This is a genomic window from Flavobacterium sp. FlaQc-52, from assembly GCF_044007495.1.
Classification (GTDB): domain Bacteria; phylum Bacteroidota; class Bacteroidia; order Flavobacteriales; family Flavobacteriaceae; genus Flavobacterium; species Flavobacterium cupriresistens.
This window is the reverse complement of record NZ_JBIPCV010000001.1, coordinates 66,582-88,521: the sequence shown is the minus strand read 5'-3', so window position 1 is coordinate 88,521 and position 21,940 is coordinate 66,582. Positions and strand designations below refer to the sequence as shown.

Genomic DNA, 21,940 nt, shown 5'->3' with positions numbered 1-21,940 from the left:
GAGGCTTTTTTTATTTTATTCCCAATCGGGATTTTAATTTTAAAAACAATAGCGAAATTCTGTACGCGTCTTCGGTAGAGGAATTTCGGTCACTTTTTGGGATTTTATAGATATCACACAAATCATCTAGTGAAAACTGTTTGTCATTGATATCCATTAACTTTCTGTACATCATATCAACATCAAGTGCTTCATTTTTAAGCCTTCCACAGTCCAAACGTTCCAGGGCACTGTTTAGCATTTCGAGATCAAAATTAATGTGATGTCCGACCAAAACAGCATTACCCAAAAAACTAATAAAAGCTTCAATTGCTTCAGATTCGGGCATTTTTATCATTTTTGTTTCAATGATAAATTCATTAGAAAGTCCATTATCCTGTAAAAACTTATACTGTAATAAAACAGATTCAAAACTATCCTTAATATGGATACTGTCATCCACTACAGAAAATGCTCCCAAAGACAAAATCACATCCTTATTCGGATTCAAGCCAGACGTTTCTGTAGACAAAACGACAAACCGATTGGGTTTTGTTTCGAATTTAGCCAGATAATCTTTCCAGAATTCAGGATGTTCTTTGTTAATATTTTTAAGCCAGTCTAGCATATATTAAGAGAATTGTGTAAGTTGAAATTTACTTTTAATTAATTCTTCCAGATCTTTCATTGGCGACAAAGCATTTTTTAATTTCTCTTTATCGTTTTTAGACATTTCTTTTAAATTGATATATTGTCCTGAATCGTCATTTCGCAGTCCTTCAACCGTTCTAAATTTTGACAATGTCAAGAAAGCCTCAGCACAACTTAAATAAATCTCCGCATTTTTAGAATCTGTTATCGCTAATTGCTTAAATCTTAAATAAGTGTTTTGTATTCCTTTTATATTTGAATTCAAAATTAACAAACGCGCTCCATCAATCAAAGGCATTAAAGCACGTGTTTTAATATCGAATGCTCCTTTATGCGGACCTTCTTCTTCAATAAGAAACTTTTTGAAAAAACTCAACGGAGAGTTTCTCTTCAAAGCGTCATTTCCTAAAAAGTCAAAAAACAAGGTATTGTTGACAGCATTTTTGAAAATAACATTTTCTATAGCTTCTTCAATTTTTGGTTCCCCAAAAACAATTTCATAATCAAAGAAAATACTGCTCAAATCGTTACTGTTTTCACCTGGAGTATTCATCCAACTGTTGTATTGTTTCGTCCAGTCTGTCAGTGACTTACACCACAACATATTACTTCCCATATGCCCATTTGGACAAAGTTCGTAACCTACTTTTTCTAAGATAGCAGTAGTTCTTTTTGCCAATCTTAAAAAGTAATCCTTAACGTCTCTGTATTTATCAGCAGTAACATCTTCAAAGATTAAAATACTATCCTGATCTGTAAGCAACAATTGCTCCTTACGCCCTTGACTACCAATACTTAACCATGCAAAACGAGCAGGAGGTGAGCCTAAATCTAAAATTGACAATTCAACAGATCGTTTGATTATAGCTAAATTAATTTCACTAGCAATATTACTAACATGTGAAATCGGAATATTCTTTTGAATCGAATTCTGAATAAGATCAGACAAACGATCACGTATTTGTTTTAAATCTTTCGGAAGCTGTGAACGCTTAATTTCCTTGATTAACACTCCCGGATTACTGGCCTGAGCCACAATCAAATCGTGTTCAGAAATAATTCCTCGCACGGCAGATTTACTTGTACCGTCTTTTGTCACACATAAATGCGTCACATTGTGTTTCAACATCAATAATTGTGCTTCCGCCAAAGAAACATTTTCTAATACCGTAACAACCGGCGACGACATGATTTTGTCAATCGTTTCCGTAATAGGAAAGCGGCCTGTCGCAATTTTAGAAGATAAATCGGCGTCGGTAACAATTCCAATTGGATGGTTTTTTTCGCAAACCACAATATTATCCACCATTGACTCCGTCATTAAAATCGCAACATCTTTTACAATATGATGCGCTTCCGTTTTTAATGGAGCAACATTGTAGGTAAGGGATTGAATATATTGCATTTCTGACTGCTGATCTACATAAAAAGAAGTGTCAGAAATTGCTTTTCCATTTGAACTTACATTGTCCTTGGTATGTCTTGAATTTGTTGCAAAACTTTCCAATAAGAAGTTTAAAACATCCGAATTGTTAGCCACAAAAGGCCTGAAAACAGCAATCGGTATTGCATAAACGATACTTTCTTCACGTGCTTTGGCGGACATCATATAGTTATTTTTGGCAAAAAACGGACGTAAGCCAAAAATATCGCCTTCATTACATTTGTTTATAATCGTTTCCTCAGCATCGGCAATCGTTGTTAAATTTATAACACCCGAAGCGACTACATAAAAACTATCATGCAGCACATCATTATTTTGAAACAATACTGCGTGTTTTTCTAAATTAATAACACGAATATTGGTTGCAATATCTGATAGTTCTTGAAAAGTCAGATTTTTAAACGGCTGGTATTCTTTTAAAAAATCCGCGATATGCTCAGCAATTGTATTCATAGATTTGATAATTTTTTTTAAAGTATCGAATGTAAAAATAATAAAATAAACTCTTACAATGAAAGCATCTTCATGATTTTAAATAAATCTCAGAATATCTGATTTAATAGTCATTATTTTTCTTATTTATTATTCTAAACCTATGATAGTGAAGTATATGTTAATGAGGACGTTCTTGATCGTTATATTGTTTCTAATGCAAATCTGTGATAAGTTAGCCCAGTGGGGTTCTGAAAAAGTCTATTTTACATAATATAAATTATAGTTCATATTTGTACAACTATTATTAACAAATAAACTATATGGCCTTAAAACGCTCCTCATTGGAAAATTATGTATTACTACTTAAGTACGTAGAATTAATGCGACACACAACATTTAAACCTAAAACCTTTCTAAAGAAAATTCGTCCGTTTTGCAAAACAGAACATTCGGCTTTTAAAATCCTGCACATTCGTGTTAGAGGCTCAAATATAGGAATTACTATCCACATAGAAAAAGATTGCTTCATAATTCAATTACAGCATCGTTTACATGAATTTATTTTTTATTGCAATACGAATGAAATTTCTTCAAAATACTTGCTCGGTAAATTATTAAAACACAACCTTTTAAATCCCTAGAATATGTCAACAATTTTACTTTTAATCCAAAAACGAGAAAAATTAGTTTTGGAATTAGCTGGTTTAAATCACGATTTAAATGAGTACTCAAAAAATCCTGTAGAAACTGTTGATTTACTGGGTCTCAAATATCAACATGATTTTGTTATTAGAGAAATTACTAAAATCGGTCAAAGAATAAATCTTTTTTTTAATTCTGAGATTTCGAACTACAAAGATAAATTTCAGGAAACTGAAAAGAAAATAATTGAAAACCAATCGGAGAAAGAATTCACTGTTAACGATTTACCAAAAAATCATTATTCGCTGTGGGAAAATTTAGAAAATTAATTTTTTGCTACTCCCCTTTCATAAACTAGAATTTAAACAAACTGAAACTATGAAATATTTATTAATGCACGAAGACTATACTTCTTTAAATATTAATCAAAAAATACAAGCAAAGTATTATTATTTAAAATTTTCAATATAAAAAAGTTGCCGTAGGGTATAACGGCAACTAACTCACCCAAAACCTACTAAAAAACTATGATTTCATATAAAGAGAGGCATCAAGCCCAAACTAAAAATAAAAAGAACAATTTAAAAACTACGCTTATAAATATTGACTACCTAATTATTAATATCGAAGGAAAACCATTTGGGGAGTTTCCCGAAAATTCAAAATTTCGTTTAAAACCTTATGAATATGGGACTAAGATTTTTGAGATTAGAGCGGATTTATACTACGAAAATTTAAAGATTGGTATTTACACAGCCAAACCCCGTTCCGCTATCATGAGCGAGCAATTTGCTCAATTACAATTCGAAAACAATTTATTTTACACCTTGTCAAACGATGCCTTAAGAGGTGTCATAAATGCTTTTTGCGATGAAACGAACTACTTTTTTAAATCAGTTAACAGACTGGATATATGCCTTGATAGGTCTGATATCGACAATTCTTACCGTAATTTATATAGTAATGTTGTTGGAGGTAACTACCTTATTTCGGGTCGTCCAAAAAATCTACAAAGCTATTTTGAAACCTATAAAGGGAAATCGATACTTAATGGCTTCCAAATTGGGAAAAGAACATCAGACAAAATAATAAGATGCTACAACAAAACGCTGTCATTACAGCTAACGGAAAAACCATATATAAACCAATATTATGCGGACAATGGTTTAAAAAATGATAACGTTTGGCGTTTTGAATATCAGTTAAATTCTGCGTTTTTCAGAGGTCTAAACGAGCATTCAAAATTAGATATAAACACAAGTCAGACAATGACTTGGGGTATTTTTGATAAAGCAAATCTTTATGAGTTATTAAAAATTGCGAACAAAGGTTTTTTTGAACTTCGGGAGAACACTGGCAAAAGTCAGGTTAATAAAGAAAAGCTTATAATTCTGTTTGATTTTGATTTTTTACAAAAGCAAATATCAAAATTCAATCCTATAATAAAACGTTTAAAAAAGGTTGTTCTATCCTCGACAACAATTAAAAAACGTCTTGCTAAATCTCTGTTTAGAGAATATTACGCAAACAATCAGGATATATCTTATATCGTTGCTCTCAATCTTTTGCTTGAGGATTTAGACATGATTACGGAAAAACCGCTTTTAATGTGGTTCAAAAACAAATTACATTTCTATCTACACGAATTTAGAACGAAAGAAAAGCTAGTAAATGAATTCGATTCTGAATTATTCCACGAGCATCAACTTTTATTTTTATAAGCCATGAAAACACAAAATACAAGCCAAAAAGTCACTAAAACTCAGTTAATGCACATCCTTGAAGTTAGTTATCCAACCGCAAGGAAAGAATACCAAATCATTTTAGATTGTCTTGCATTAAAAAGAAAATACTTAATGATTTCTGATTTAATTGAGTACAAAATTCTTTCTTAAATGGAAAAAAAACGAAAAAAATAGAAAGGAATAGAAAGAATTAGAAAACGCTAAATAATAGTTGCAATAATCTTTGTGAAAGAAATTTAACAAATAAAATTTATAACAAATGAAAATTGCAACTATTACAGGCGTAACAAAATCGCCAGAATTAACCGTAACAAAGTCAATTGGTTCGTTGATTATTTCAAGTGATTTGGCTTTATCGGCTTTAACTACTGAAAAAATTAGCATTTACATTGAGCGAGGGAATGGCTCAAATGTCATTTTAGCAAACAAAATATTGCTTAAAGATTTCATTTTAGCAAGTACGTATGGTACTGAAAATTCGCAGTCAGATGCTGATAATGCTTTAATTGCTTTATGTGAAATTGCAGACGACGCTGGTATTTTACTTGCTGATAAAGAAAGTATTAAAATCGTTTTGGAGGACTTGATTAGTACAAAACGCTATGATTTACACGGAATTGAAGACCCTTTGTTTACCGATAATCTATACGTTTTTGAGCAAAAAACTATTGCTTCCGAAGAATTCAATAAAAAAATTGATGTTAAAGGTTTTGACCTTGCTATTATGACGGTTGATCCTTCGGTTACTGATTTGTCTTATCAGTTTATAACTGGTCAAGTAATAAAGTTTTTGCCTTTTGAACTTCAAACTTTAAGTCGAGATGTTGACCCTATTCAAGCGGTTCTCCCTGATGGAAAGGTTCTGCAGGGTTTGCCAGATAGATTGTCATTGCCTTTAAACACCGTTTTAAGTATTGAGGTTAACAAATCTCAGGGGGCTGTTATTAACTTCGTCGTTAGGTCACTTAAAGCTGTGTAATTATGGGGTTTTTTAAAAAAATAGGACAATCCATTAAGAAAAATGTTTCGTTCAAAAACTTGGTAAAGGTTGCTACTACTGCAGTCGGTTTTGTTCCGGGTGTTGGTACAATTGCTCAAACAGTAATTGGGAAAGTTACCGATGCGGTTGAGGCTAAAAAAATGGCTAAACGTGCAGAAGCAGAAGGAAAACAAGCGGAGGCAGATTATTGGAACGCTCAAACACAGGCTTTAAATCAAAACTTGGCTGATACTGCGGGTGCTGTCACTAACTCAGGCTCTAATCTTTTGGGTAAAGCTATTGTCAAAGGTGTAAATGATGGTTTAAGTTCAGGATTTGTTCAGGCGAGCGGTGAGGTAACTGCTACCGTTGTAAGTTCAACTATAAAGGTTTGGTTTCAAAGAAATTGGAAAATTGTTCTTGGTGCTGTTGCGGGTCTTGTCGCATTGATTTGGTTTTTGAGACGGAACGGTAGCAATTCACGTAAAAGAGTTGCAAGAAGATAGTAAGCCAAAAAATTATTATCGAATCTACCTTGTAATATTCTTGGTAGATTCAATAGTAATAATCTTAAAAAAGATGGCTGAAATAATATTAATAATCAAACACATTATAAAGTAATGGCAAACTATAGTAAGGGTTACAATAACCAAAATAAAGGTTATAGTAACAATAATCAAAATAAACAAAAGGTAAAACACTCAGGCGCTAAGGCTACCACATACACTCCTACTTCGGGACCAAATCAGGGAGTTGAACAACACTTAACAACGGGTTGGAGATTGTCGAAAGGAGAATTAATTGCGATAAAGTGCGTAACTACCTCTAAATCTAATCTTTCGGACAAAGGTTGGTTCGGTTCGGTTGCTTGTACATTCACAAACACAAAAACAGGTGTTCAGTCTTTTCACTGGGGTACAATGCAAAAAAACGGTGGAAAAGTAGTAATTGACGGGATGGCATTTGTAATTAATCCACGAGCAAAAAATGGGGGGTACGCGGGTACATTTTTACGCTCGAACTAATCTTAAAAGTTGTATAAAAAAAACAAAAATAAATCATGAAAAATCTAAAAGGAATTGTTTCGATAATTGGTATTATCGTAAAGTATGGTGCAGTTGTAACTGCTATTTTAAAAGGTATTCAGGTCGTTTCAGATGAATTAAGTAAGCTTGAATTTGGAAAAGATGAACCGCAAACACCCGAAAAATCTTTAATTACAGAAGAGAATGCGTAGCTTTTTAGGTAGAAAGGATTTAACTAGAGGTATTCGCAATAATAATCCGGGTAATTTAAGGCTTGTGGCTACCAATAATTGGGTTGGTAAAATTTCTTACCTGAATAATACAGATACCGATAAAGCATTTGAGCAGTTTACAGAGGTTAAATTTGGTATTCGTGCTATGTTAAGAGTGGTTATTAATAATATAGATAAAGGTAATGATACCATTTCTAAGATAATTTCTCGCTATGCTCCATCAGTTGAAAATGACACTAAGACTTACATTGGTGCTGTGTCTAAAGAATTGCGTTTAAACCCTGATGAAAAAATAAAAAATGTTGATTCTTTTTTCTTGCTAACTATAGCAAGGGCAATAATTAATCAGGAAGTTGGTAGAAAGGAATCGACTTTAATTTATGATTCAGATATACAGGATGCGATTGACGTTATTGGGACTTTTAATCTTGATAATGTTGTGGTGACGGCTAAAAAGAAATTCAAATTTAATTATTTGATTATCCCAATCTTACTTTTTTTTTATACTGTTTACAGCGTTACAGTCTAAACAAACGTGCAAAAAAATAAAATTATTAATTCAAAAATTTAAACAAGATGTTAGATAAAATCAAACTTTTTTACGCTAAGAATAAAACTATTGCAAATGTTGTATTGGTTGCGTTAGCGGGGCTTTTAGCATATAAATTATTTAAAAAGAAATAATTATGGCTCAAAGAGAGATAACAAATAGAACAAAGAGTCAAGCTAATACCGTTTGGCTCTTTGATTTTCTGCAAAAATACTGGATTATCATCGTTGGAATAATTTTGTGTTATCCATTGCTAAAAAAATGGTACGAAAAATTCACACAAGATGCAGAAGAAAAAGCTTTAGAAAATGCAGAAAAAGACTTAAAAATTGCGGTATCTAATCCCGTTACTAGAGAAATTGAGTTGGCTAAAATTACGCCCCGTAAAGAGGTGCATAATATTGCTGAATCTTTAGCGGTTTGGTTGGGTACAGATAAGCAGACAAAAGAAGATTATTGGTCTTGGTTTACACACCCTTTTTCAAATTTCGAAAATGAAAAAGAGACAATAAACCAATTGTTGAAGGTAAAACAAATAGAAACAGTCCCTTTAGTTGTTCGTTGTTATTACGTTATTACGAGACGTGATTTAAAAGCGGATTTAAAAAAATATTTATCAAACTCGGACTTAAAAAAAGTTCCATTATTTAATTAGAACAATATGAATTACATACAGTATCTAGATGACAGCTATGCTGTTAAAGTTAAAGAGGTTTTGTATAATCCTGAAATAGGTTATATTGTAAGTGGTATTGAAACTTCGTTTTTTGTACTGTCTTTATTTGTTAAAAATAAGCGTGTTGATGGTGTTAATTTTGATAATTACGATAGTACATTAATGTTGTCTGTTATTAATGATTTAAGTGGTGTTGACTTAAATGTAATTCCTCAAAACTATTTTGCTACACCTTACACAGAGATAATACTTAAGATTCCTCATATAAGTAGTTCAGGTGTTGAAGTTTCAAACTTTAGTCCGTTTCAGAAAAAGCCGCTAAGATATTTGAAAGCGTATAAATTGCCCCAATTTCGTTTAGACGGTAGGTTTTCACAAGGTTCTGGTTATCAGTACGATGCAAGGGTTTATTCTTTACTTAAACTAGCTACAATTCAATCAAATAATAAATTTTACACGTCATTTTATGATACTTACAAGAATGATATTAATGTGGATGCTACTTCGTTTGAAGGGGAAACTCCCAACAATATTCCAAACGGTTATCATTTAGCCACCTCTTTTCCAGTTCAAAATAACGGCGGCATCCTCCAATTTGGTGATTTTTATGTAAAAATGACAACTGCTAAATCTTCCTACCCTTATGGCCTTAGTGTTTTTATATTTACAGATATTCGAACGAATGAATTTTGGATGTATGTCGAGTACATAGAAGGAGGTACGAACATTGTAAAAAAAGGAGAATTTGATATCGAAACATTTGTTTGTGTTAATGGTGGTTTTAAAATCAAAAACATCTTGCAAGATATCGAAATACAAATAACGAACATATATGGCTAATAATACGCCTACCCCCTACAGTTGTACAATCTTCAATAAGGATAAAAATATAGTCCCTATAAAAGTTGAATTTTGTAAATCAATATTTTACCTACATAATTGGTGTAAAAACATAAGGTTTGATTATCACTATATTAATATTTACAACCGAAAAACAGGAAAATATATTGCTAGGCAATATTGTAATGAGTTCGTAATAGATAAGCCTTTGTATTGATTTACAAAGGCTTGTTTTTTTAATGACCGTCTAAAATTTTACAAATTTCATCTAATTTTTCCTCAGTTAGATGTTTTCCAATTTCTTTACGAACAGTTATTTTTGCTTCTTCCATGCAATTTTTAAAAATCTCTTGCTTTTCTGGGTCAAGGGTTTTGATCAGGGCATTAATTTTAAATCCTATTACTAAAATAGGTATGTTAATATCAAAGACATCTTGGTTTGTCATAATCTTAGGTTTATTGTTTAAAATGTTTTATTACGAATATACTTAAAATTTCAACGTATCGTTTTTTGAAGGTATAATTATTTATTCTTTTATAACAATTGACAAAGTGAAATTAAAATTATTGGCACTATATTTGAAAATCTTTAGTAATCATAAACTCACAAACAAAACCACATGAAAAAAATTACTTTATTATTTACTATAATGTTTTCTTCTGCTGTTTATTGTCAAAATACTGATGTTAAAATATATGTAGAAAAAACAGAAACCGCCTCTTTTGACCAATATGATTTTATAAAAAAAGTAAATCAATTTTATCCTGATATATTGGTTAGTAAACAGGTTACAAATAATATTACAAATAATTTAAAGGTACAAGAAATATTAACTAGTGATTTCCTTTATGAAACCCCAAAGGAGTGTGATTTTTACAGAGTATCAATTGCGAAACTAAATACATATTTAGATTACTTTTATAAACTTAAAGATGGCACTGTCGTGTATGGTGACATTCGTCTGTTCTCGGGTTCAGTTGTTCGAACCTTGTATCGAATGAAGGACAAAGTAAGAAGTCTCGAATATTATGTAGACGGAAAATTATTAAATGAAATAAAATAACAGTAAATTAGCCCCACTACAACGGGGCTTTTTTTATGTTCCAAATTTACTTTTTTTTACTTATTAACAAAATTGTTAATAATTATTGGACGTTTTCTTTTGCATACTATAAATTATGGTTCAAATTATATGCGCTTTAAAATTCTTATTGCTATGAATTCTAAACTTTGCTATTTCTCTTTACTATAGAAGTTTTTTATAATGTTATACCTTTTTATCTGGGCTTATTTTTTGTTCAAGTTTTTCTAATAACTCTTTAGAATAGTTTAAAAATTCATCTTTCCAATAAATATCACTTGAATCAATACGTTGTTTTGTAGCTTGGTCTTTATCAGATATAAAAAGATTATAGAGTTCTTTACTGCCATTAGTAACAAAATTTCTTGTGTTATCAATAACTAGATTCTTTCTGTTTTGATCACTTGTTTCGGTAAATTGAATATAGTACTTCTGCACTTCATCATAAATAACATTCCATTGTTCAGCTGTTGTCATATTTTTTTTAAAATTAATTTAGACCTTTATATGGATTCTCGCAGATTTGACAGATTTGACAGATTTTTTTCTGTGATCTTCCGCTAAAATCCGCTAAATCTGCGTGCGTATTTTTTTTAATCATACAACTTAGTCAAAATCGTTTCTTGCGGAATCAAGTCTGAACCGGCTCTTTTAGTAAACTGAATATTTTTATCACTTACATCAAGAATAATACTTGCGCCAATGCCGTTTTTACCTTTAAGTTTTACAATAGCTTTTTCGCCAAGAGGATAAACAAATCCTGTGACCTCCATGATACCGGTGTTCCTTTTTTCGTCGTTGTGGATTATTTCAGCTGTTCCAAAAATGTTTGAATTTGATTGAGCCAAGATGAGATTCAAAATGTATTTTTTACTGCAATCTTTGCAATTTTCGTTGCTCCATGTTCCGGTAAACAAATTGGTTTGGGAATAGCCTGCTAAAGAAAAAAATAGAAAAAGTAAGCTGATTTTCTTCATAAAAAAGAGTTTTTTTGTAAATTACTTTTCAAATATACTGCAAAAAAAACCTCTGTAAACTAATTACAGAGGTTTTTGAAAAGCAATTACTATTGTTTTATTTTTTAACGTAAACTGATTTTCCGTTTACAAATAATTCAAACTCTTTTTTGTCATCATAGTAGATTGTTTTATAATAATCTCCGTCAAAAAGAGTTACATCACCATGAGATTTTCCATCGGCTTTTGTGGTGTAATTGAACGTGACTTTTTGATTATAAGGTCCAAGTCCTAAGCTATATGCGCTAAATGGTGTACCTCTAAGATCAAATTCTTGCTTGGAATCGATAATCTTGCCGTCTGCATAAAAATTGGTAATTTGTTTTGTAAGTGGAATATCCGAATAATATTCACTGACTTTTTTAAGAAATTCATACTGCTCGGGGCTTGTCGTCTCAATTTTTGAGCTAATAGTCTGAGCAAATGAAATTGATGTAAATACAAGCGATAATAATAAAACGTACTTTTTCATAATTTTTAATTTTAGATTAGTAATCACATAGCAACTTAACCAGGTTTAAAAATTCAGTCTTTCCATAAAAAAGACTTTAATCACTTAGAAAGATATGAAATCTTTACCTTTGCAAAAAATTAAAAGCCTTTTTTTAAGATAATGACAACAAAAAAATACATAAAACTGATCCTAATTTTAGGTTCTTTGACAGCTCTTGGTCCATTTTCAATAGACATGTACTTGCCCGGATTCTCAGAAATAGCCAAAGATTTACATACTTCTGTAGCTCAGGTCGCAATGAGTTTATCCAGTTATTTTGTCGGAATTTCTGCAGGACAATTGCTTTATGGACCATTATTAGATCGCTTTGGACGAAAAAAACCTTTATTTATGGGGTTAATGGTCTATATTTTAGCTTCTTTAGGATGTGTTTATGTGACCGATATTGACTCGTTTATCTTTTTAAGATTCATTCAGGCTATCGGAAGCTGTGCAGCGACAGTTGCTTCAGTTGCGATGGTACGAGATTTATTTCCTGTAAAAGACATTCCCAAAGTTTTTTCTATGTTAATGCTTGTTGTCGGGCTTTCGCCAATGTTGGCACCAACAGTCGGCGGTTACGTTACCGAGGATTACGGCTGGCATATGGTATTTCTTATTTTGATGTTTATGGGGATTCTTATTTTAATCGCTTCCCAAGTTGGTTTACCAAATTCATATAAACCGGATACTTCAATTTCATTAAAACCAAAACCTATAATCACCAACTTCTTGTCGGTTTTAAAAGAGCCTCAATTTTATACGTATGCATTTACGGGTGCAATCGCATTTTCGGGCTTATTTTCGTACGTGGCGGCCTCCCCTATCGTTTTTATGGACATTTATCATGTTGATCCTAAGACCTATGGATGGATTTTCGCCTTTATGTCGCTTAGTTTTATTGGTTCGAGCCAGTTAAATTCGATTTTACTAAAGAAATTCTCAAGCGAACAAATGATTTTTGGGGCTTTAATTTCACAATCAGTTATAAGCATACTATTCCTAATCTTGTCTTTAAAGAACCTTTTAGGACTGTATGAAACAATCGGAATGCTCTTTATATACCTGGCTTGCCTGGGAATATCGAATCCAAATACTGCGGGACTTACTATGGCTCCGTTTGCAAAGAATGCCGGAAGTGCTTCGGCCTTAATGGGGGCTATTCAGCTTGGCTTAGGCGCATTGGCTTCATTTGCAGTGGGAGTTTTCGTGAAAGATTCGATTACCCCAATGGTAGCCATTATGACCACAACAACGATTACGGCTTTTATTGTTCTAAATATCGGAAAACGTTTTATCAAAGAAAAAGTAGCTCTTTCTGATCAAGACGACATTATAATTGGGCACTAGAGGGTTTAAATTCCAATATTTTAAATTCCAAATTCCAATCTTAAATCAAAAAAGTCACTGCCTTAATTTGTTGGGCAGCGACTTTTTTGTTTTCTAATAAAGCTTCTTTTATTTATAGAGATCCTCTTTTTTAAAGTGCAAGATCAAGAGATAATAAACTACAACTCGATACTTATTCGTATTTGACTTACCATACTTTTCCAGAACGGCTTGAATACCTTCGTCTAAAGCTGCATTTTCAGACAGTCCTAACTTCTTGATTAAAAAATTATTTCGTACCGTTTCCAGTTCCGATCGCTGTGTTCCGGCAACCGTAGAGGAATCATCATTATAAATCGATGGTCCACAGCCTATTGTTACTTTTGTCAATAGTTCCATGTTTGGAACAATACCACATTTCTCTTTCAGATCTTCTGCATACTTTGCGATTAATTCTTCTCTTGTATTCATAATAAAATTTATAAAGATTTGGTACTATTTAATAACATCAAACTTATAGCTTTATCTCTTAGAATCAAAAGAATACATTAATTTTAACACTTATTCACTTACAAATAAATTAAATTAGTTCTTTAAAAAACTGTTTTAAAATAATATCGTTTTCAGAAGTCGGCGTGAAAATTTCCAGCAACACTGGAACATCATTCTCGGCATAAAGCAATTCTATGCTTTTTTCTAATGAATTTAAATCCGAAGCGGCATAATAACGCAACTGATACATTTTGGCCAGATGCTCCGCCGTTAAGTGATGTGAAGTTTCGAAATACGTATTAAAAACCGGTTTTTCTTCATGCCCGGGTAAAATTCTGAAGATCCCTCCTCCTCCATTATTAATTAAAATAATTTTGAAGTTTTTAGGAATATAAGCATTCCACAAGGCGTTACTGTCGTATAAAAAGCTAATATCACCCGTTATAAAAACGTTTTGTTTTCCGCTTCCTACTGCAGCACCAATCGCTGTTGAAGTACTACCGTCGATTCCGCTTGTGCCTCTATTGCAAAAAACTTCTATCGAAGAATCAATATCAATCAATTGTGCATAGCGAATGGCAGAACTGTTGCTAATCTGCAGCTGACTGTTTTTAGGCAAAGATGCTATTACTTTCTCAAAAACTTTAAAATCTGAAAACGGAATCTTATTTAAATATTCCTTTTTTCTTATTTTTCTTAATGCGTAGCTATTGTTTATAGTGTCAAAATAATCACTTTCTGTAGTTACTGTTTTTGATAATAAGTCTTTTAAAAAATCATTTGGTTGCATTACAAAATGCTTTGTTAGCGCATTAAAAGTGTCGTAAGCTCGCAACGTATCAATATGCCAATGGTGTTTTGGTTTGTATTTTCTCAAGAATCCTTTGATTCTTTTTGAAACGATCATTCCTCCAAAAGTTACTAAAAGATCGGGATGAAAGTCCTTAAATTCAATATCATCAAAGGGTGTAATTAAAGTATCAATGCTGTTAATAAAACTCGGATGATGTAGATTTGAAGTTGTTTCTGTCAGTACCACAACCGAAGGGTCTTTGGCTAAACTTTCAATTACTTCCTCTGCAATCGTGTTGACTTCATTTACGCCAACCATAATTAATTTTCGCTTGGCTGAATTCCAAATCGAAACAAATTCTTCTCCGTTTTCTATGTTTTTAGTTTCTGCTAAAGGTTCTGAATTTGTGATTTTTGAATTTACAGAAAGTGCTTCAACTGTTTCGTATAAAGGTTCTTCGAAAGGCGCATTAATGTGTACAGGACCTTTTTTAGAAATGGCAGTGTCAATTGCAGTATTGATTTTTAAATCGTTTTCAACGGAAGCATCTTCCGTTAAATTGGCATTAAAAACGGAATGATTTTCATATACATTTTGCTGCCTGATGGTTTGCCCGTCTCCGATATCAATTTTACTCTGAGGACGATCAGCCGAAATTACAATTAAGGGTATCTGACTATAGAAAGCTTCGGCAACAGCCGGATAATAATTTAATAATGCTGATCCTGACGTACAAACAACTGCGGTTGGCTGTTTGGTTTGTTGGGCAATTCCCAATGCAAAAAAAGCAGCACATCGCTCATCTGCAATACTGTAACAGGTAAAATCAGGGTTTTGAGCAAATCCAATTGTTAAAGGAGCATTTCTGGATCCCGGAGAAATTATAATATTGGTGATTCCTTTTTTCAAACAAATCTCAATAATGCTTTGAGCAAGCGGTATTTTGGGGTAAATCATTCGTATAACGTATTATTTTTGAAAGAAAATCATCAATTTTCTATACTACAAAGTTACAAACTTCGACGTTCATTTAACTTATAAATGGCGAGATATTAAGACAATTTCTGGAAAAAGAGAATATATTTGTAAAAGCTAATTTTTCGAATAAAACAGAACTACTTATGCGCTATCTCTATTTGCTTTTACTTTTCGGTACACTACAAACTATAAATTCACAGAATCAGTTTATTCCCGATGACACTACTTACAAAACTGGTCTCGAGACTGCTAAAAAAGAAAACAAATCTCTTTTTGTAATGCTTTATGCCGATTGGTGTCCGCATTGCAATCTGATGAAAAAAGAGGTCTTTAGTGATCCGACCGTGATGGATTTTTTAAAAAAGAACTATGTGTGCGTTTGGTTGAATATTGAAAAAGAAGAAGGAAAAGCGATCCAGAAAAAGTTCAATACCAAATCACTGCCTACGTTTTTGTTTTTGGATGCCAATGAAACACTTCTTTACACTTTAAAAGGCGAAATGAAAACAGCAGAATTTATGACGGAGGCGAATAATGCTCTAAATCCAAAGCTGCAATTGCCTTTTTTAGAGAAAGAATTCTTAGCTGACCCAAGCAATTCAACAAAATTCTTTGCTTATTTGAACACCTTAAGAAAAGGTAAAGACAGAACCGATTTATCACCGGCGACTCATACCTATCTTAACACCCAATCGGATGCACAACTGATTAGTGAAACCAACTGGCGCGTGATTGCCAATGGGGTTACGGATATTAATTCGAGAGAATTTCAGTACGTTTTAAATCATCAAAAAGAATTTGCTGCTGTGGCTTCGCAAAACCGTGTTGATCGTAAAGTGGTGAGTATCGTTAGTGAATTATTACGTCCTCTTGTGGATAATTTAGATACGGTAAACTATTACAAACAAAGAGAAGTTGCGAAATCTATCCGATTACAAAAGACCGATTCATTGGTTTTTAAATTTGATCTGACTTTGGCTGAACGCACTGAAAAATGGAAGTTCTATAAAAAAGTAACCTTAGAAGATACTCAAAAATTGGTTTGGAATGATGCTTCTTTTCTGAAGGATATTGGGCAAACCTATCTCAAACACATCGAGGATATTGATGCATTGAAAAAATCCATTTTTTGGGTCAATCATTCCTTAGAACTTACTGATTCTTATGATGGAAACTTACTTCTGGCCCGACTTTACAACAAAATAAAAGATAAAAAAACAGCCTTGAAATACGCAAAAAAAGCAAAGGTAATCTGTACTCAAATGACCTGGAGCACCAAAGATGTGGATACTTTACTGGCTGAATTAGGCACGAAATAGTGCTACAAAACTTAAAATAAATATGGACATTGTACTTAGACCTGCTACAAAAAACGATTTAAAGAAAATTCTTGACATCGTAAATCATTCGATTTTGCATACCACTGCTAATTATAGTTATGACATTCAAACATTGGAGGTGCAAACCAAATGGTTTGAGGACAAACAGGCTAAAAATCTACCAATAGTTGTGGCTGATCTTGATGGCGAAGTTGTTGGTTTTGGCAGTTATGGTCCTTTTAGAGAGAAAATTGGATATCAATATACTGTTGAACATTCTGTTTACGTTGTTGACACTGTAATTGGAAAAGGAATAGGTTCTAAATTGTTAACAGCAATCATTCGATTGGCCAAAGAACAAGGCTATCACGTGATGATTGGCGCTATAGATGCTGATAATGCGGGAAGTATTGCTTTTCATGAGCGATTTGGTTTTGTGGCAACAGGAACGATTCGTGAAGTTGGGTATAAATTCGATCATTGGCTTGATCTTGTTTTTATGCAGTTGATTTTGGTTTAGTTGCGGACTGCGTTCGGGAATATTTGCTTAACCGCAAAGTGCGCAAGGGAATACGCAAGGTTCGCAAAGTTTTTGGAGCTACTTACGAGGCTTTGCTTAGATAGTTATAGTATCGAACCGTCAAGCCTTATTTCTTGTAGTTCTGTCATTTCGAGGCACGAGAAATCACTCAAGTAGATCGGCAAAGACTGGCAATTTCTGCGCGGAATTCCTTGTGTGATTTCTCGTGCCTCGAAATGACAAAAAAAGGGGTTGAAATTCCAATACTAAAATTCCAAACTTCCCCTAAATGTCACCCTGAGCGAAGTCGAAGGCTTATCCCCGAAATCTCCTATATTTTAAACATAATGCCTCTAAATTCGAAATGACAAATTAAGTGTGTATTTTCTAAACAGGGTGCTTTTTCTTATTCTTTGAAACAGGGAAACTTTAATAAAAAAATCCACAAATCTGATTAACAAATTTGTGGATTTTATTTTTTGGGTAATTTCAGCTTTTAGCTTTTTATCCAATTGATGATTTCGGGATCTGTAGGTAAAGTTCTTGGCTTGATTACTTTTACCAGTTCTCCTTTTTCATTGATCAGGTATTTTTGAAAATTCCATTCTACTTCTGAATCTTCTACGCCGTTTTTCGCTTTTTGCGTTAAGAATTTATAAACTTCACACATATCGTCTCCTTTTACAGAAACTTTGTCCATCATAGGGAAAGTTACTCCGTAGTTTTGCTGACAAAAAGCACCTATTTCTTCGTTTGTTCCAGGTTCTTGTGAAGCAAAATTATTGGCCGGAAAACCTACAATCACGAAGCCTTTATCTTTATACTCTTTGTAAATTGCTTCCAGATCTTTGTACTGAGGCGTTAATCCGCATTTTGAAGCGGTATTTACGATCATTACTTTTTTTCCTTTTAAAGAGGCAAAATCAAAAGGGTTTCCTGATAAATCTTCCACTTTAAATTGGTAAATAGTTTCTTTTGCCATGACGTTATCCGTTTTAGGAGTTTTTGTTTTATTTGTTTGTGCTTGATTTTGGCAACTAAATAGAAATAGTGCGCCATAAACCATAAATAATACTTTTTTCATTGTTCTAATTTTTTATAAAATTAATCAAAAACAGTTTTGTTGGTACTTTTTGCTCCCTATATTCTGTATTAAACATAAGTTAAATAAAAAAACGAAGCCTAACGTTAATCAGACGTTAGGCTTCTCCCCATACAAACAAATCAAACCATGAAATTTGAATCTTTTAAGCATCTCTGCTTTAGATTTTCAGGGAGTTCCGGGTGTTTTACTGAATTTCTTCAACACTTCCGAACTCGTTTTATATTATTCGATCTTCTTTCAAATAGCAGCTAAATAAGTCCTCTACTAAAATTCCGATTCTCTTTTTAAATAAAATCAGGCGCCATCGTAGTGTACTTTTCTCCTTCGGAAACATCTTCACTTTTAATGGCTTGTAATCGGCGCCTAATTTTTCAGAAGTTAAAAAAATACAACCCTTCATAAATGTTGACCAGTTTAACTTCCGCCCCAAATACTCTTTGTTTACTAATTCAAAGTATTCTCTTTTATTTCTTATCTGCTTTGCTTTTACAAGACAACTGAAAAATTTAAATTCGGTTTATGCCCCTCTACCCTCTCTTGCCTAAAATGACTCTTATTAAAATTGGCAAGTGCTAAAACACTTGTTAATCCTACAATCAATATTATTAGATTTTTCGATTTTTGCATAACTCCGTTTTTAATGAGATTTACTTTACTATTTATTTATTAAAAAATGTAAACTATAATTATCTGTTTAAAACAAAACCACTGTCAGTCCATTCATTTTATAAGAAATCTTGACCAGTTTGCTATATGATATGATCTTTTTCACATGTCATAATAGCATTTACGTAATTGGTTTGCTTTTGGTTTTAAAAAAAGTAAAAAAAAATGATTTTTTTCTCAAACCCCTTATTTTACTAAGGATAAGCCTGTTAAAATAATTACCGTTTACAGAAAAAAATAAATTACCTTTATCTCAGGTAATAAAAAAACGTTTTTAAAATTTTGTTTAAGCTTAAAAATCCAACCTATGAGTCAAGAAGAATTATTAGTTTTAATTTACAAGAAAGACGAAAGAGCTTTTACCCATTTGTATGATATGTATTCGAAAAGTTTATTTTCGGTCATAAACGTGCTAATAAAAAATCGTGAAGAAGCTGAAGATGTTTTGCAGGAAGTTTTTGTCAAAATCTGGAAAAACATTGATTCGTATAATGAAAGTAAAGGCCGTTTTTACACCTGGATCCTTAATATTGCTAGGAATACTTCTATCGACAAGCTGCGATCCAAAAATTTTAATAACAGTCAAAAAAACCTTTCCTCCGATAATTTCGTAAATCTGTTAGATGACAGTAATAAGTTAGTCAACAAAATTGATACAATTGGTATTCAGGAATTTGTAAAAAAATTAAAGCCGAAATGTATTGAGATCATCGATTTATTATTTTTCAAAGGATACACCCAACAAGAAGCTTCAGAAGAATTGGCAATGCCATTGGGGACTATCAAAACGAACAACAGAAACTGTATTAACGATTTACGTAATTATTTAAAAATATAATGGAAGCACAAGAGTATATTGAATCAGGAATTCTGGAATTATACGTTTACGGTTTATTAACCGAAAAGGAAAATCTGGAAATAGCAGAACTGGCTAAAAATAACCCCGAAGTAGATCAGGAAATCCTATCGATCGAGAAAGCGATTGTTGCTTTGTCATCCAGTTTTTCTCCTTTCCATTCGGTGTCTAATTTTGAGAAAATTAAAGCGCGCCTAGAGCTTAAACATGGCAAAGTAGTCGAGATGAAACCGACTTCAAACTGGTCTCAATATGTGGGCTGGGCTGCTGCGGTCTTACTTCTTTTAGGCCTTGGGTACCAAACTTTGGAATTAACCCAAACAAAAGAGGCTATTTCGACTGTTGGCAACGAGAAAACTAAAATCGAAAGAGAGTTTGCTTATTTAGATCAGCAAAACAAAGAAACAGAAAAGAGTTTGACTATTGTAAGAGACATCAAGAATACCGGAGTTACACTTGGTGGTCAGGCTGTTTCGCCAACGTCATTTGCAAAAGTATACTGGAATAAGGATACCAAAACGACTTATATTGATGCTGCAGGTTTGCCAAAACCTCCAAAAGGAATGGTGTATCAGGTATGGGCACTAAAATTGAGTCCTGTATTAACTCCTACCAGCATTGGTTTGTTAAGTGATTTTGAAGGCAACAATCAAAAAATATTTGCTGTAGACCAAACCGTTTCAGCTGAAGCCTTTGGAATTACACTTGAGCCTGCGGGAGGAAGTTTAACTCCAACAATGGAACAGTTGTATACTTTAGGAAAAGTTTAAAAACTAATTTATTACGTACTAAACGCATATTAATCAATTTAATATGCGTTTTTTTATTATTTTAGATTGAAAATTAACTATAACCACCAAACAATGAATGGAACTTTACTCTTAAGAATTTCGGTTGCGATTATCCTTCTAACGCATTCCGTATTTGGAATGTTTAACAACGGTATTAATGATTTTGGCAATTTGTATCTGAACCAAATTGGCTTTGCCCCTTTTGGTGTAGCATTAGCCTGGTCCATAAAACTATCGCATGTAGTTGCAGCGGTGCTGCTGTTATTAAATAAATATATAAAATTAGCCGGCTTTGTAACCATACTGGTCCTTATTATGGGGATAATTTTAGTACACTTCCAAGAAGGTTGGTTTGTTGTTGGAGGAGGCAGAAACGGTATGGAATATAATTTTTTACTCATCGTAGTACTTGTTGCTATTATGTATCCGAATGGTTTTAAAAAGAATAATGTTTAGAAATAAAATTGATCCATTCCTTACACTTTCATTATAACTATTAAAATAATGGAGATTACCTGCAAAAACTGTCATCAAATTTATACTGGCCACTATTGTAATAATTGTGGCCAATCTGCTGAAACTCATTTAATAAATTGGCATTTTTTATGGCATGACATTCAGCATGGATTACTTCATTTTGATAAAGGCATCCTTTACACGGTCAAACAATTGTTTACAAGACCGGGACATAGTATCCGTGAATTTATTGAAGGTAAACGTGTAAGACATTTTAAACCCCTTTCGTTAGTCGTTGTTTTAGCAACGTTATATGGGGTTTTGTACCATTTCTTCCACGTTGACTTAGTTCAAACTGATTCCGATAATCCCTTAAATTTAGTTAAGTTTAATGAATGGGTTTCTACTCATTTCTCCTGGGTTACCATTGCCTCCATTCCGCTTTTTACGATCGGAACTTACATCTGTTTTAGAAATCAAGGTCGCAATTTTGTGGAGTATTTTGTATTGAATACTTTCAAAGCGTCTCAAAAATTAGTTATTGGAATTCTATTATTTCCATTAGCCTATTTTTTTAGTGAAACTCCACAAATTAAAACCGTCACAGTTGTTTTGTATGCTATTGATCTCGTTTTGATTCTATGGACCAACATGCAATTCTTTAATAAATTATCCAAAACAAAAGTCTTCTTTTTGTCTCTTCTAAGTCATCTCATTTTTCTATTTCTATTCTTTCTGATTGCAGCTTTTGTTCTGTGGATGACGGGAAATTTATAGGTGAGAAGTAATCATTTTTATATGCTGCTTTTCATGTTTCACGTTTCACGTTTCATGTTTGACGTTTC

Annotated in this window: 26 protein-coding genes; 17 read left to right on the top strand and 9 right to left on the bottom strand. The window is 32.7% G+C overall.

The window, feature by feature from the left end; genetic code table 11:
• Positions 1 to 10: 10 nt before the first annotated feature.
• Both ACHRV5_RS00410 and ACHRV5_RS00405 read right to left on the bottom strand, forming a co-directional pair.
• Positions 11 to 607: a PolC-type DNA polymerase III gene (locus ACHRV5_RS00410; protein ID WP_395425337.1), complete on the bottom strand. Its 597-nt coding sequence runs from the start codon at positions 605 to 607 to the stop codon at positions 11 to 13.
• A 3-nt stretch (positions 608 to 610) separates the two neighbouring features.
• Positions 611 to 2,527: a DUF294 nucleotidyltransferase-like domain-containing protein gene (locus tag ACHRV5_RS00405; protein WP_230001889.1), complete on the bottom strand. Its 1,917-nt coding sequence runs from the start codon at positions 2,525 to 2,527 to the stop codon at positions 611 to 613.
• Between the two features lie 626 nt (positions 2,528 to 3,153).
• Between ACHRV5_RS00405 and ACHRV5_RS00400 the strand changes: the two genes are divergently transcribed.
• From ACHRV5_RS00400 to ACHRV5_RS00360, 9 genes are all read left to right on the top strand, one after another.
• Positions 3,154 to 3,480 (top strand): hypothetical protein, encoded by a 327-nt coding sequence (locus tag ACHRV5_RS00400; protein WP_395425336.1) that lies wholly within the window; start codon positions 3,154 to 3,156, stop codon positions 3,478 to 3,480.
• Between the two features lie 198 nt (positions 3,481 to 3,678).
• A complete protein-coding gene (locus tag ACHRV5_RS00395; RefSeq protein WP_395425335.1) occupies positions 3,679 to 4,872 on the top strand; it encodes a hypothetical protein in 1,194 nt (397 codons plus the stop codon).
• A 283-nt stretch (positions 4,873 to 5,155) separates the two neighbouring features.
• Positions 5,156 to 5,875 (top strand): hypothetical protein, encoded by a 720-nt coding sequence (locus ACHRV5_RS00390; protein ID WP_395425334.1) that lies wholly within the window; start codon positions 5,156 to 5,158, stop codon positions 5,873 to 5,875.
• Between the two features lie 2 nt (positions 5,876 to 5,877).
• Entirely contained in the window at positions 5,878 to 6,381 is a 504-nt protein-coding gene (locus tag ACHRV5_RS00385) for a hypothetical protein (RefSeq protein WP_395425333.1), read from the top strand.
• Positions 6,382 to 6,495: 114 nt separating this feature from the next.
• The gene (locus ACHRV5_RS00380; protein ID WP_395425332.1) at positions 6,496 to 6,900 is read left to right on the top strand and encodes a hypothetical protein; all 405 of its coding nucleotides are present in this window, start codon (positions 6,496 to 6,498) and stop codon (positions 6,898 to 6,900) included.
• Between the two features lie 35 nt (positions 6,901 to 6,935).
• Positions 6,936 to 7,112, top strand: coding sequence for a hypothetical protein (locus tag ACHRV5_RS00375; protein ID WP_395425331.1), 177 nt, complete (start codon positions 6,936 to 6,938; stop codon positions 7,110 to 7,112).
• On the top strand, positions 7,105 to 7,662 hold the full coding sequence (locus tag ACHRV5_RS00370) for a hypothetical protein (RefSeq protein WP_395425330.1): 558 nt from the start codon (positions 7,105 to 7,107) through the stop codon (positions 7,660 to 7,662). Before ACHRV5_RS00375 ends, ACHRV5_RS00370 begins: the two co-directional genes overlap by 8 nt.
• A gap of 157 nt (positions 7,663 to 7,819) precedes the next feature.
• The gene (locus tag ACHRV5_RS00365; RefSeq protein WP_395425329.1) at positions 7,820 to 8,338 is read left to right on the top strand and encodes a hypothetical protein; all 519 of its coding nucleotides are present in this window, start codon (positions 7,820 to 7,822) and stop codon (positions 8,336 to 8,338) included.
• A 6-nt stretch (positions 8,339 to 8,344) separates the two neighbouring features.
• Positions 8,345 to 9,199 (top strand): hypothetical protein, encoded by an 855-nt coding sequence (locus ACHRV5_RS00360; RefSeq protein WP_395425328.1) that lies wholly within the window; start codon positions 8,345 to 8,347, stop codon positions 9,197 to 9,199.
• Between the two features lie 236 nt (positions 9,200 to 9,435).
• Here ACHRV5_RS00360 and ACHRV5_RS00355 read toward each other — a convergent pair whose 3' ends face one another.
• Positions 9,436 to 9,645 (bottom strand): hypothetical protein, encoded by a 210-nt coding sequence (locus ACHRV5_RS00355; protein WP_395425327.1) that lies wholly within the window; start codon positions 9,643 to 9,645, stop codon positions 9,436 to 9,438.
• Positions 9,646 to 9,819: 174 nt separating this feature from the next.
• Here ACHRV5_RS00355 and ACHRV5_RS00350 point away from each other — a divergent pair, with 174 nt between their 5' ends.
• A complete protein-coding gene (locus tag ACHRV5_RS00350; protein ID WP_395425326.1) occupies positions 9,820 to 10,263 on the top strand; it encodes a hypothetical protein in 444 nt (147 codons plus the stop codon).
• Between the two features lie 204 nt (positions 10,264 to 10,467).
• Here the strand turns inward: ACHRV5_RS00350 and ACHRV5_RS00345 are convergent, their stop codons facing one another.
• The 3 genes from ACHRV5_RS00345 to ACHRV5_RS00335 all read right to left on the bottom strand — a co-directional run bounded on the left by ACHRV5_RS00345 (position 10,468) and on the right by ACHRV5_RS00335 (position 11,769).
• Positions 10,468 to 10,758: a hypothetical protein gene (locus tag ACHRV5_RS00345; protein ID WP_395425325.1), complete on the bottom strand. Its 291-nt coding sequence runs from the start codon at positions 10,756 to 10,758 to the stop codon at positions 10,468 to 10,470.
• Between the two features lie 116 nt (positions 10,759 to 10,874).
• Positions 10,875 to 11,258, bottom strand: a complete 384-nt coding sequence (locus ACHRV5_RS00340) for a hypothetical protein (protein ID WP_395425324.1) — start codon at positions 11,256 to 11,258, stop codon at positions 10,875 to 10,877.
• A gap of 97 nt (positions 11,259 to 11,355) precedes the next feature.
• Positions 11,356 to 11,769 (bottom strand): hypothetical protein, encoded by a 414-nt coding sequence (locus tag ACHRV5_RS00335; RefSeq protein WP_047775013.1) that lies wholly within the window; start codon positions 11,767 to 11,769, stop codon positions 11,356 to 11,358.
• Positions 11,770 to 11,910: 141 nt separating this feature from the next.
• On the opposite strand from ACHRV5_RS00335, the gene ACHRV5_RS00330 reads away from it, so the two are divergent.
• A complete protein-coding gene (locus ACHRV5_RS00330) occupies positions 11,911 to 13,140 on the top strand; it encodes a multidrug effflux MFS transporter (RefSeq protein ID WP_395425323.1) in 1,230 nt (409 codons plus the stop codon).
• A gap of 108 nt (positions 13,141 to 13,248) precedes the next feature.
• Here the strand turns inward: ACHRV5_RS00330 and ACHRV5_RS00325 are convergent, their stop codons facing one another.
• Together ACHRV5_RS00325 and menD are read right to left on the bottom strand one after the other, a co-directional pair.
• On the bottom strand, positions 13,249 to 13,590 hold the full coding sequence (locus tag ACHRV5_RS00325) for a DUF2853 family protein (protein ID WP_395425322.1): 342 nt from the start codon (positions 13,588 to 13,590) through the stop codon (positions 13,249 to 13,251).
• 109 nt (positions 13,591 to 13,699) lie between these two features.
• Positions 13,700 to 15,361: a 2-succinyl-5-enolpyruvyl-6-hydroxy-3-cyclohexene-1-carboxylic-acid synthase gene (menD, locus tag ACHRV5_RS00320; RefSeq protein ID WP_395425321.1), complete on the bottom strand. Its 1,662-nt coding sequence runs from the start codon at positions 15,359 to 15,361 to the stop codon at positions 13,700 to 13,702.
• 164 nt (positions 15,362 to 15,525) lie between these two features.
• Between menD and ACHRV5_RS00315 the strand changes: the two genes are divergently transcribed.
• A complete protein-coding gene (locus ACHRV5_RS00315; protein ID WP_395425320.1) occupies positions 15,526 to 16,701 on the top strand; it encodes a thioredoxin family protein in 1,176 nt (391 codons plus the stop codon).
• 22 nt (positions 16,702 to 16,723) lie between these two features.
• The gene (locus ACHRV5_RS00310; protein ID WP_395425319.1) at positions 16,724 to 17,221 is read left to right on the top strand and encodes a GNAT family N-acetyltransferase; all 498 of its coding nucleotides are present in this window, start codon (positions 16,724 to 16,726) and stop codon (positions 17,219 to 17,221) included.
• Between the two features lie 496 nt (positions 17,222 to 17,717).
• Here ACHRV5_RS00310 and ACHRV5_RS00305 read toward each other — a convergent pair whose 3' ends face one another.
• Positions 17,718 to 18,305 carry a glutathione peroxidase gene (locus tag ACHRV5_RS00305; RefSeq protein WP_047775003.1) on the bottom strand — a complete coding sequence of 196 codons (588 nt, stop codon included), beginning with the start codon at positions 18,303 to 18,305 and terminating at the stop codon, positions 17,718 to 17,720.
• 994 nt (positions 18,306 to 19,299) lie between these two features.
• On the opposite strand from ACHRV5_RS00305, the gene ACHRV5_RS00300 reads away from it, so the two are divergent.
• From ACHRV5_RS00300 to ACHRV5_RS00285, 4 genes are all read left to right on the top strand, one after another.
• On the top strand, positions 19,300 to 19,830 hold the full coding sequence (locus tag ACHRV5_RS00300) for an RNA polymerase sigma factor (RefSeq protein ID WP_047775000.1): 531 nt from the start codon (positions 19,300 to 19,302) through the stop codon (positions 19,828 to 19,830).
• A complete protein-coding gene (locus tag ACHRV5_RS00295; RefSeq protein WP_230001880.1) occupies positions 19,830 to 20,618 on the top strand; it encodes an anti-sigma factor domain-containing protein in 789 nt (262 codons plus the stop codon). Before ACHRV5_RS00300 ends, ACHRV5_RS00295 begins: the two co-directional genes overlap by 1 nt.
• Positions 20,619 to 20,711: 93 nt before the next feature.
• A complete protein-coding gene (locus tag ACHRV5_RS00290; RefSeq protein ID WP_395425318.1) occupies positions 20,712 to 21,095 on the top strand; it encodes a DoxX family protein in 384 nt (127 codons plus the stop codon).
• A 48-nt stretch (positions 21,096 to 21,143) separates the two neighbouring features.
• The gene (locus tag ACHRV5_RS00285; protein WP_395425317.1) at positions 21,144 to 21,872 is read left to right on the top strand and encodes a DUF3667 domain-containing protein; all 729 of its coding nucleotides are present in this window, start codon (positions 21,144 to 21,146) and stop codon (positions 21,870 to 21,872) included.
• The last annotated feature ends 68 nt before the right edge of the window (positions 21,873 to 21,940 follow it).